8 protein-coding genes are annotated in these 10,677 nt (G+C 47.1%); 4 read left to right on the top strand and 4 right to left on the bottom strand.

The window, feature by feature from the left end:
* Positions 1 to 109 precede the first annotated feature (109 nt).
* Positions 110 to 1,615 (bottom strand): sensor histidine kinase, encoded by a 1,506-nt coding sequence (locus M1B78_RS15710; RefSeq protein ID WP_257941178.1) that lies wholly within the window; start codon positions 1,613 to 1,615, stop codon positions 110 to 112.
* A gap of 43 nt (positions 1,616 to 1,658) precedes the next feature.
* Positions 1,659 to 3,332, bottom strand: a complete 1,674-nt coding sequence (locus M1B78_RS15705; RefSeq protein WP_257941177.1) for a nucleoside kinase — start codon at positions 3,330 to 3,332, stop codon at positions 1,659 to 1,661.
* A gap of 82 nt (positions 3,333 to 3,414) precedes the next feature.
* Between M1B78_RS15705 and M1B78_RS15700 the strand changes: the two genes are divergently transcribed.
* On the top strand, positions 3,415 to 5,112 hold the full coding sequence (locus M1B78_RS15700; protein ID WP_257941176.1) for a Na/Pi cotransporter family protein: 1,698 nt from the start codon (positions 3,415 to 3,417) through the stop codon (positions 5,110 to 5,112).
* Here M1B78_RS15700 and rd read toward each other — a convergent pair.
* Positions 5,109 to 5,270: a rubredoxin gene (gene rd, locus M1B78_RS15695; RefSeq protein ID WP_005830549.1), complete on the bottom strand. Its 162-nt coding sequence runs from the start codon at positions 5,268 to 5,270 to the stop codon at positions 5,109 to 5,111. The two genes, M1B78_RS15700 and rd, sit on opposite strands and share 4 nt — an antisense overlap.
* 177 nt (positions 5,271 to 5,447) lie before the next feature.
* Between rd and M1B78_RS15690 the strand changes: the two genes are divergently transcribed.
* From M1B78_RS15690 to M1B78_RS15680, 3 genes are read left to right on the top strand one after another with little or no spacing between them, the layout of a single operon-like run.
* Positions 5,448 to 8,132, top strand: coding sequence for a calcium-translocating P-type ATPase, PMCA-type (locus tag M1B78_RS15690; RefSeq protein ID WP_257941175.1), 2,685 nt, complete (start codon positions 5,448 to 5,450; stop codon positions 8,130 to 8,132).
* Positions 8,133 to 8,135: 3 nt separating this feature from the next.
* Positions 8,136 to 8,756, top strand: a complete 621-nt coding sequence (locus tag M1B78_RS15685) for an HAD family hydrolase (protein ID WP_257941173.1) — start codon at positions 8,136 to 8,138, stop codon at positions 8,754 to 8,756.
* Positions 8,740 to 9,684: a bifunctional riboflavin kinase/FAD synthetase gene (locus M1B78_RS15680; RefSeq protein ID WP_257941179.1), complete on the top strand. Its 945-nt coding sequence runs from the start codon at positions 8,740 to 8,742 to the stop codon at positions 9,682 to 9,684. Before M1B78_RS15685 ends, M1B78_RS15680 begins: the two co-directional genes overlap by 17 nt.
* On the opposite strand, the gene M1B78_RS15675 is transcribed toward M1B78_RS15680, so the two are convergent.
* Positions 9,681 to 10,667 carry a TolB-like 6-bladed beta-propeller domain-containing protein gene (locus M1B78_RS15675; RefSeq protein ID WP_257941172.1) on the bottom strand — a complete coding sequence of 329 codons (987 nt, stop codon included), beginning with the start codon at positions 10,665 to 10,667 and terminating at the stop codon, positions 9,681 to 9,683. The genes M1B78_RS15680 and M1B78_RS15675 overlap by 4 nt on opposite strands.
* Between the last annotated feature and the right edge of the window lie 10 nt (positions 10,668 to 10,677).

The following is a 10,677-nucleotide window of genomic DNA, read 5'->3' as shown; positions in this document are numbered from 1 at the left end:
ATAACAAAGCCTGGGCTTGGGAAAGTCCGGGCTTTGCGCATAAAAAAAGGTTGTGCCAGCATTTTGACACAACCTCGGCTGCAATGCCGATGGATAGTAGAATGATGTTTTATGCGTGTAGCTCCAGTATAAACCGTGCTCCCTTGCTGTATCCGCTGTCCAGTGTCAGGCTGCCGTTCATCTTGGTGGCTATCAGTGAGCAGATGGGCAGTCCCAGGCCGTCGCCTTGCGTCAGGTCCTTTACTTCGGTGAAGGGCTTGAAGATGTTTTCGCATTGCTCTTCGGGAATGCCGCAACCGGTATCACTGACGATGAACTGGTGGGTGCGCGCACCGCGTTTTTTGAAGTCCAGCCATATCTTACCACCGGCGGGAGTATATTGGGCAGCGTTCTCCAACAGGTGGAGCAAGATACGTTCCAATTGTTCGGGATTGATTTTAACATTCAGCTTGGGAGCATTGACGGCAAGGGTGACGTCTTCCTGTGTCTTTCCCTTGATTTTGTCCATGATGCTCTCGCAGAAGGTGGAAATGTTCTTTTCCTGCATTTCGTAAGGTTCGGACAAGGTGCTTTCCAGTTCGGACAGTTCCTGAATGTGGTTGGAGAATGTATGCAGGGCTTTTACTCCGGGCAGCGAAGCGTCGAGTGTATCCAGTGTCGGCTCCATCTGGGCGGAAATGTTCTGAATGAATTTTGTTTTCAGTTCGTTGTGCTCGTTGGCGATGCTGATGGTTTTCTTCTGCTTGCGGGTAAGGACGATGAAGCGCAACAATACGATGGTGCCGAATATCAGGACTGCGGCAAGGATGGCAGCCAATACGCAGAGACCGATGATGATGTATTGCTTGGCGCTCAGAGAGTCGTCTTTCTCCTGAATGGTGACCAGGCTTTCGTCATACTTCCGCTTCAGGACGTTCAGTTCGTCTTGTGCCGTAAGTGCCTTTACGGAGTCAGTCCATAGGATGTACTTGTCGTAGGTGCGTGCCACCAGTCCGGCGTTATTGGCCTTTCGGGCTATGCCGATGAGCGTCTTGTAGCACTCGTTCACTTTGTCATAGCTTTTCAGTTCCTTGTATTGCCCTATCAACCGGTTGATGGCGGCATCGCCTTGCGCATTCATGCCGAAGGTGTAATAATAATTGGCCTGCGTATAAAGCAGGTCGTTGTTCAGGGAATCGTTGCGCGAAGCCTTGGCGGTTTCCTCCAGTCGGGCCAGTTGCTCTTTGGCACGTGCCGGGTTCTTCAGGTTGATGTACATCTGCAGGCGTTCTTTGCTGATGCGGAAGTGTAGGTCGGGCATGGTCTTTTCGCTCTTCTGTTCACCGTTGTTCACCATTTGCTCGGCACCGCGCAACAATTCGAAAGCCTCTTTATAATAATTTTCCCGATGATAGAGGGCACTGGCATTGATGCCGCATTCCACGGCTTTTTCGTACTTGTCGTGGGTGGAAAAAGAGTTGTAGGCTTGCAGGAAAAGATAGCGCGCCCTGATATACTCTTTTTTTTCCAAGCTTTCTTGCGCTTGCTTCATGAGTTCGTCTGCACGGCTCTGTGCATGAGTCTGGCTGCAAATACATAAGGCAACCAGCAGACATATCGAAATTATTTTTTTCATGTGTAAGTTTGTTTTTATTGGCCTACAAAGGTAGGATAAAAACTCAGTATTTAAAACTGCTGCCTCCTAAAAATTCTCTCAATAAGGATGTAGGTGGAATTTCTTTGTCCTGTACGGGAGTGAAGTATTTGATGAATTTCAGTAACCGGTACGCTTCTGCATATTCCGGACAGTTGCGGGGAACGCTGCTCAGAATAGGTTCGGCATGGCAACGGAGCACGGCAAATTCGAACAATAGGGCAGAGTTGAACATGACATCGGCGTTTTCTTGATAGGGAAATATCCATTTGTCTTCGCCGGCACGTACACTGGGCCAGCGTGAGATGGTTTCTTGTGCCGAATAGCCGCGGTAATTGAAGTCGCGGATGATGCGGCGTAGCAGACGGTTGTCCGTAGTTGGAATCCAGTTGTGGTCGTCCAGCGAGATAGTGGTCAGAGCAGATACATAAATTTTGTATTTGCTGGCGGTGGGAATCTGTGGGGTTAGTTCGGGATTCAGGGCATGGATGCCTTCCAGAATGAGGATGGTATGTTCGTCGATGCGCAGCTTGTCTCCTTTATACTCTTTCTTCCCAAGAGTGAAATTGAAACGGGGCAGTTCTACTTCCTCGCCGCGGAGCAGTGCCTGTAGCTGGGTGTTGAAGAGCTCGAGGTCGAGGGCGTGGAGTGATTCGTAGTCGTAATTGCCGTTTGCGTCGCGGGGGGTGTTTTCTCGGTCTACGAAGTAGTTGTCCAGCGAGATGGGATAGGGACGCAGGCCATTGGTCATCAACTGTACGCTGAGGCGCTTGCTGAAGGTGGTCTTTCCGGAGGATGAGGGACCGGATATGAGCACGAGTTTCACGCGGTTCCCGTTTTCGCTGCGGTGGTAAATATCATCGGCTATTTGGGCTATCTTCTTTTCTTGCAGGGCTTCGGCCACATTAATGAGGTCGGTGGCATGACCTTCTTCGCAAGCCATGTTGAAATCGCCTACGTTGCTCAGTCCCATGATGTAGTTCCAGTGCAGATGTTCCTTGAACACGTCGAGCATTTTCTCTTGCTTCACCACCTCTTCCAGAACGTTTGGATTTGCCTTGTCGGGGATGCGCAGCAGCAGGCCGTCGTAATATTTCACGATGTCAAACAGCCAGACATATCCGGTACTTGGCAGCAGGTTGCCGTAATAGTAGTCTATGGTATCGCCCAGTGTGTAATAGTAGGTGTAGAGGGAGCCGGAGGTTTCCAGCAGTTTCACCTTGTCGTCCATGCCCCGTTCGCTGAAGATGCGCACAGCTTCAGCGGTGTGGCATTCGATACGGTGGTAGGGGATGTCCTCGGCGATGATTTCCTGCATCCGTTTCTTGATTGCTGTAACATCTTCCAACTCGATAGGACGGCTGATGCGCAAGTTGCAGAAATATCCTTTGGATACCGGATGCTCGACAAACAGTTTCCCTTCCGGGAACAGTTCGCTGACTGCTTTATAAAGAATGAAGCAGAGGGAACGGACGTATGTGCGCATGCCTGAGGAATCGCGTATGTCGAGAAACTCTACGTCCTTATTGTTGTATACCCGGAAGCTCAGTCCTTCGGAACGGTTGTTGACTTTTGCACTGACCACCTGATAGGGAAAATCAAGATTAAAACCGGAATAAATGTCCAAAAGTGAGCTCCCGATAGGGAACTTCTGGGAAATATTGTTATTTTTGCAACAAATTTGTAACATGTGTTCCATATTGTTCTGTTTTTGTGAATTAATACGTTAAATATAGGACATTATAACACATGAAAGAATGAAACACCTTAAATAATTAAAGATGGAATATTCTTTTTATGATTTTTTAAAGCTACTCGGCTCATTGGCATTGTTTCTCTACGGAATGAAAATCATGAGTGAGGGGCTGCAAAAATTTGCCGGTGACAGATTGCGGACGATTCTGACCGCAATGACAACCAATAGGGTGACCGGCGTGCTGACTGGTATTTTGATTACCGCGCTCATCCAATCCTCTTCGGCAACCACGGTCATGGTGGTGAGTTTCGTTAATGCAGGTTTGCTTACTCTCTCCCAGTCCATCGGTGTGATTATGGGAGCTAACGTGGGTACTACGGTCACTGCATGGCTTATTTCGGTTTTCGGGTTTAAAGTCGATATCGCTGCTTTTGCTCTTCCGCTGTTGGCGATAGGTATCCCGCTTCTCTTTTCTCAGAAGAGTACCCGGAAGTCCATCGGTGAATTCATCTTTGGTTTTTCATTCCTTTTTATGGGACTTTCTTACTTGCAGGTCTATTCTCCGGATTTGGGCAAGAATCCGGAGATGTTGGCTTTTGTGCAGGAGTGGACTGACCTTGGTTTTCTTTCCATATTGATATTTGTGCTGGTGGGGGCGGTCATCACAATGATTGTACAGGCTTCGGCAGCCACCATGGCCATTACCCTTATCATGTGTGCTAACGGATGGATTAGCTTTGAGCTGGGTGCGGCACTTGCCATGGGGCAGAACATCGGTACGACGATTACCGCCAATCTGGCGGCATTGACCGGTAATACGCAGGCGAGGCGGGCAGCATTGGCCCATTTGCTGTTCAATGTGTTTGGTGTCATTATGGTGCTCGTCGTTTTCCACCCCTTCACCCGTTGCGTTTCGTGGTTTGTGGCGGATGTGATGCACCAGACAGACCCTGCTACCCGTGTGGCTTTTGAACTGTCTGCTTTCCATACGGCGTTCAATGTGTTCAATGTGTTGTTGCTCATCTGGTTTGTGAAGGCCATCGAGCGGATTGTCTGCATGCTGTTGCCGCTGAAAGATTCGGACGAGGAATATCGTTTGCGCTTCATCTCCCGAGGGTTGCTTTCTACTGCCGAACTTTCTATTCTGGAAGCGCGAAAGGAAATCCATTTGTTTGCCGAACGTACACACCGCATGTTCGGAATGGTGAAGGACTTGTTGCACACGGAGAAGGACGATGACTTCAACAAACTGTTCAGCCGCATCGAGAAATATGAGAATATCAGTGACAGCATGGAACTGGAAATAGCCAACTACCTGAATCAAGTGTCGGAAGGACGCTTGAGTTCGGAAAGTAAGTTGCAGATACGTGCCATGCTGCGCGAGGTGACTGAGATAGAGAGCATCGGCGACAGTTGTTACAACCTTGCCCGTACCATCAGCCGGAAGCGGCAGACCAATAAGGACTTTACGGAGAAACAATACGGCCATGTCCACTTCATGATGAAACTGACGGATGACGCCTTGTCGCAGATGATTAAGGTTGTGGAACGTTCCGAGAACCAAATTGTTGATGTGAATAAATCCTTCAACGTAGAAAACGAAATCAATAATTACCGCAACCAGTTGAAGAACCAGAATATTCTGGATGTGAACAACAAGGAATATGATTATCAGATGGGCGTCTATTATATGGACATCATTGCGGAATGTGAAAAGCTGGGCGACTATGTGGTGAATGTAGTGGAAGCCAGCAGCGATATAAAAGAAAAGAAAGCGTCTTAGGACGCTTTCTCAAATTCTTCTTTACCTACTCCACACAGAGGGCAGACCCAATCTTCGGGAAGGTCTTCGAAAGATGTTCCCGGTTCTATTCCATTTTCAGGATCTCCCAGTTCGGGATCATAGACGTAATCGCATACGGTGCAAATGTACTTTTCCATAACTTTCCTTTTTTATTGATTCTTTTATAATAACATTCCCGCGGTTTATTTGTTTTGTTGTTGAGCAATAAAATGAAAGGGCCATGTGATTCTGTTCTGAAAGAATTATCTCGGTATTGTTTTCCCGGATTATTGTTGTACTTTTGCGTTTTGAAATTAAAACCTGAAAAGACTTGCATGACTGCAATAAAGGATGATTATTATCATGTCGGACTGACCGACGAACAAGTGCGGAAGAGCCGCGACGAACATGGAGTAAATTTATTGACGCCTCCTAAACGGCCTTCCTTATGGAAATTGTATCTGGAGAAGTTTGAGGACCCCGTAGTAAGGGTATTGCTGGTTGCCGCTCTGTTTTCTTTGATTATTTCCATTGTAGAGAATGAATATGCCGAGACTATCGGCATTATAGTGGCCATTCTGCTGGCTACCAGTATCGGTTTCTTCTTTGAGTATGATGCCGGAAAGAAGTTTGATTTGCTGAACGCAGTGAACGAAGAAACTTTGGTGAAAGTAATTCGTAACGGACATGTGCAGGAGATTCCCCGTAAAGATGTAGTGGTGGGTGATATAGTGGTGCTGGAAACCGGTGAAGAGGTTCCGGCAGACGGTGAATTGCTGGAAGCTATTTCCCTGCAAGTGAATGAATCGAATCTGACCGGTGAACCGGTAGTGACGAAAACTACCGTAGAAGCAGACTTTGACGAAGAGGCTACGTATGCTTCCAATCGCATTTTGCGCGGTACAACGGTGGTGGACGGACATGGCACCATGCGTGTGGAGGCTGTGGGTGATGCTACGGAAATCGGTAAAGTGGCACGTCAAAGTACCGAACAGAATACGGAGCCTACTCCGTTGAATATCCAGTTGTCCAAATTGGCTAACTTGATTGGAAAGATAGGTTTTTCCGTGGCTGGTCTGGCTTTTCTCATTTCCTTTGTAAAAGATGTGTTACTGGTCTATGACTTTTCTTCATTCTATACTTTCCGTGATTGGCTGCCGGCCTTGCAGGCTACTTTGCAATACTTTATGATGGCAGTTACCCTGATTGTGGTGGCTGTGCCCGAAGGCTTGCCGATGAGCGTGACACTCAGTCTGGCGTTGAATATGCGCCGCATGCTCTCCACCAACAACCTGGTGCGCAAGATGCATGCATGCGAGACGATGGGAGCCATTACAGTGATTTGTACCGACAAGACCGGTACATTGACCCAGAATCTGATGCAGGTGCATGAACCCAATTTCTATGGTTTGAAGAATAACGGGCAGCTGGGGAATGATGACCTCAGCAAGCTGGTAATGGAAGGTATCAGTGCTAACTCCACTGCTTTTCTGGAAGAAGAAGTGACTGGCGAGAAGCCGAAAGGGGTGGGTAACCCCACGGAGGTGGCACTGCTGCTTTGGCTGAACAGCCAAGGATGCGACTATCTGGCGCTGCGTGAGAAAGCTACGGTTATCGACCAGCTGACTTTCTCTACGGAAAGGAAATTCATGGCTACCCTGGTGCAATCCCCCCTGATTGGGAAGAAGGTGCTGTATGTGAAGGGAGCTCCCGAGATTGTTTTGGGTAAATGCAAGGATGTCATGTTGGACGGCAAGCGTGTGGATGCGGTGGAATACCGTTCTACAGTGGAGGCTCAGTTGCTCAACTACCAGAATATGGCTATGCGTACACTTGGCTTTGCATTCAAGATTGTGGATGATGCGGAAGCGTCTGATTGTGTGTCATTGGTTGCTGAAAATGACTTGTCGTTCCTCGGTGTGGTTGCCATCAGTGATCCTATCCGTCCGGATGTGCCTGCGGCCGTTGCCAAATGCCAGTCGGCGGGTATCGGAGTGAAGATTGTGACGGGAGATACACCGGGCACGGCTACCGAGATAGCACGTCAGATTGGTCTGTGGAAACCGGAGGATACGGAAAAGAATCGCATTACGGGAGCTGCATTTGCCGAATTGACGGATGAGGAGGCATTGGACCGTGTGATGGATTTGAAGATAATGTCGCGTGCACGCCCCACAGACAAGCAGCGTCTGGTACAACTGTTGCAGCAGAAAGGTGCGGTAGTGGCTGTGACGGGTGACGGTACGAATGATGCTCCTGCGCTGAACCATGCGCAAGTGGGTCTTTCGATGGGTACCGGAACTTCCGTTGCCAAGGAGGCCAGCGACATCACGCTGCTGGATGACTCCTTCAACAGTATAGGTACGGCTGTGATGTGGGGACGTTCTTTATATAAAAATATACAGCGTTTCATTGTTTTTCAGCTGACTATCAATTTTGTGGCTTTGTTTATCGTTCTTCTAGGCTCATTGGTGGGTACGACGCTTCCTTTGACTGTCACGCAGATGTTGTGGGTAAACCTGATTATGGATACGTTTGCGGCCTTGGCTCTGGCGTCCATTCCGCCCAGTGAGAGCGTGATGAAGGAAAAGCCACGTAAGAGTACGGATTTCATTATAACCAAGTCCATGAGGTATTACATTCTGGGAATGGGCTTTGCCTTCCTGGTATTGCTTATGGGAATGCTCTTTTGGTTTAACAATGAGGAAGGGGGTATGACTACCTATCGGCTGACCGTGTTTTTCACGTTCTTTGTTATGCTTCAGTTCTGGAATTTGTTCAATGCACGTGTGTTCGGCACTTCGGACTCGGCGTTCAAGGGCATTTCCAAATCTTACGGCATGGAACTGATTATACTCGCCATTTTGGGTGGACAGATACTGATTGTACAGTTTGGTGGAGCTGTGTTCCGCACAGTGCCGCTCGATTTTATGACTTGGATGGCGATTGCCGTTTCTACCTCATTTGTCTTGTGGATAGGTGAACTTGTTCGTTTTGTCCGACGTTTAACACAGAAATAGGTGATGAAAAGAAAAGGAATCAAGAACCTCATTATTGATTTTGGCGGAGTCCTGATTGATTTGGACCGCCAGCTCTGTTTAGAGAATTTCAGAAAGCTGGGATTGCCGGATGTGGAAGTCATGTTAGACCTCTACCACCAACAGGATTTCTTCCAGAAATATGAAAAAGGATTGATTACCAGTGCGGAGTTCCGGGAAGTGATTCGTGGAAAGATTGGGAAACCGGTGACTGATACCCGGATAGATGACGCTTGGAACAGTTTCTTGGTGGGTATTCCTACCTTTAAATTGGATTTACTGTTGGAACTGCGCAAAAAATATGTTGTCTATTTGCTGAGCAACACCAATGAAATCCATTGGCAATGGTCGTGCCTGCACGCGTTTCGCTACAAGGCTTTCTGTGCGGAGGACTTTTTTGAGCATATCTATCTCTCTTATGAGATGAAGATGGCAAAACCGGATGCCGATATATTCCAGAAAGTACTGGATGGGACTGGCATTCTTCCCAGCGAGACTCTTTTCATTGACGATTCTGAGGCCAATTGCCGGACAGCGGAGGCGTTGGGTATTTCTACCTATACGCCAAAGGCACATGAGGACTGGAGACATGCAGTTGGTTTGTGAGACTCCGGGCTTTGACATTCGTCCGAACGTAGCCACTATCGGTTTCTTTGACGGAGTACATCGGGGGCACCGCTACTTGATAGAACAAGTGCGTGCGGTAGCTGCCGGGCGTGGGCTTGCTTCATCGGTCGTGACTTTCCCGGTGCATCCGCGTAAAGTGATGCAGGCCGATTATCATCCGAAGTTATTGACCACTTGTGATGAGAAAGTTTCCCTGCTTGCCAAGACTGGGGTGGATTATTGCATGATGTTTGATTTTACTCCTGAAATAGCCCGGCTTTCGGCACGGGAATTTATGTCCATACTGAAGGAGCGCTATCAGATACAAGCTTTGGTAGTGGGGTACGACCATCGTTTCGGGCATAACCGTAGTGACGGTTTTGAGGATTATGTGCGTTATGGCTGCGAACTGGGTATGGAGGTGCTTCTTGCTCGCGCGTATTCTTATAGGAAGGAGGCATCTGAGACGGAGGGTACTGTCAGCTCTTCGGTTATCCGTAGTTTGTTGCAGAAGGGGAATGTTTCGGATGCTGCCGAGTATCTGGGATACGACTTCTTTTTGGACGGTACGGTTGTCGGCGGCTATCAGGTGGGGCGTAAGATAGGTTTTCCTACGGCTAATCTCCGTGTTTCCGATTCGGACAAGTTGATTCCTGCCGATGGAGTATATGCTGTTCATGTGCATTTAGAGGGAGTCCGGTACGGAGGAATGTTAAGCATAGGCTATCGGCCGACTTTAGCCAATGGAGCGGACCGTAGCATTGAAGTCCATATTTTCAATTTCAATGCAGACATTTATAATAGTCCGATACGGGTATCCTTCGTTCGTTACATGCGTCCGGAGCTGAAGTTTAGTACGGTTGAACAACTGGTGGCCCGTATCCGTAGGGATGAAGAAGAAATAGAAGAAGTACTTTCTGGCTTTTAATAAGTATACTTTAAGAAGCCTTCTTCAAATATGTCATTATTATAGCCGTATATGGTTCTGTGCTCTTCGTCAATACTGAAAGCATATAGTAGGATGTCCAATTCGTATTTGGCGATGGAGCGTCCGGAATAGTCGTATACTTCTATGAAGCAGCCTTCTTTTTCTCTGGGACATCGTATGTAAAAGTAATTTTTACGTGCGACTATTTCTCGTTGGTGAAATATTGTTTCTTTGATATCTCCTATTATGATATGAGGGCGGGTTTCGTTTCCAATAAGTCTTTTGCGGAGCTTCATGTCGTTTATACCATAGATGTCAATTTGCTTTTTATAGGTATAGGCATAAATAATCAGAGAGTCATTGGCTGCCAAATATCCCTTGTTCTCATCAAAAAATATCTCTTTGTGTTCCTCTTGTCCGATAATAATTTCTCCTGTGGGTTGTCGGGATATTAGATTGATTTTTTTAATGTTGAGCTTGTCAGGAAACGTGCTGTATATTAATAATGAGTCATTGACTATATTCATAAAGTTTGCTGTCGGGGTAGAGGTAGGTAGTATGAACTCCTTTTCAAGGGTTAGTCGGTTGTTGCCGTCTAATGTAAAACTTTTGATAACAAATGGATTGTATCCGAAAATATAGACCTTTTCCGAAGTGCTCTTGCAGAAGGAAGGGGGGAGCTGAAATTCGTTTTCTGCTCCTCCCCTGCTTCCTCCTATGGAAATACACTGGAATTCCGGAAGTGAATATTGATACAACATCTGATTATTATTTCTTGAATCTGTTGCAAATATATTGTTCTTCTTGACTTCTATTCCATCAATGGCAAACACTTCATTTACATTTATTTTTTCTGCTTGAAGTACCTTCTGCTCGTGAAATGGTTCTATTTTTTGTATGAATGTCTGCTCTTGTATGCTGGTTTGCGTTGCACATGCAGTGAGCAATGTATAGATTGATAGTAAATAAAGATGTTTTTTCATGATGGATGTT

It is taken from the genome of Bacteroides muris (ex Fokt et al. 2023) (genome assembly GCF_024704895.1).
GTDB lineage: Bacteria > Bacteroidota > Bacteroidia > Bacteroidales > Bacteroidaceae > Bacteroides > Bacteroides muris.
This window is presented reverse-complemented; position numbering and strand designations above follow the sequence as displayed.

Bases quoted from the DNA above. Each gene is read 5' to 3' on its own strand.
- M1B78_RS15700 (WP_257941176.1), top strand. From the start codon at position 3,415: ATGGAATATTCTTTTTATGATTTTTTAAAGCTACTCGGCTCATTGGCA.
- M1B78_RS15690 (WP_257941175.1), top strand. From the start codon at position 5,448: ATGACTGCAATAAAGGATGATTATTATCATGTCGGACTGACCGACGAA.
- M1B78_RS15710 (WP_257941178.1), bottom strand. From the start codon at position 1,615: ATGAAAAAAATAATTTCGATATGTCTGCTGGTTGCCTTATGTATTTGC.
- M1B78_RS15675 (WP_257941172.1), bottom strand. From the start codon at position 10,667: ATGAAAAAACATCTTTATTTACTATCAATCTATACATTGCTCACTGCA.
- M1B78_RS15680 (WP_257941179.1), top strand. From the start codon at position 8,740: ATGCAGTTGGTTTGTGAGACTCCGGGCTTTGACATTCGTCCGAACGTA.
- M1B78_RS15705 (WP_257941177.1), bottom strand. From the start codon at position 3,332: ATGGAACACATGTTACAAATTTGTTGCAAAAATAACAATATTTCCCAG.
- rd (WP_005830549.1), bottom strand. From the start codon at position 5,270: ATGGAAAAGTACATTTGCACCGTATGCGATTACGTCTATGATCCCGAA.
- M1B78_RS15685 (WP_257941173.1), top strand. From the start codon at position 8,136: ATGAAAAGAAAAGGAATCAAGAACCTCATTATTGATTTTGGCGGAGTC.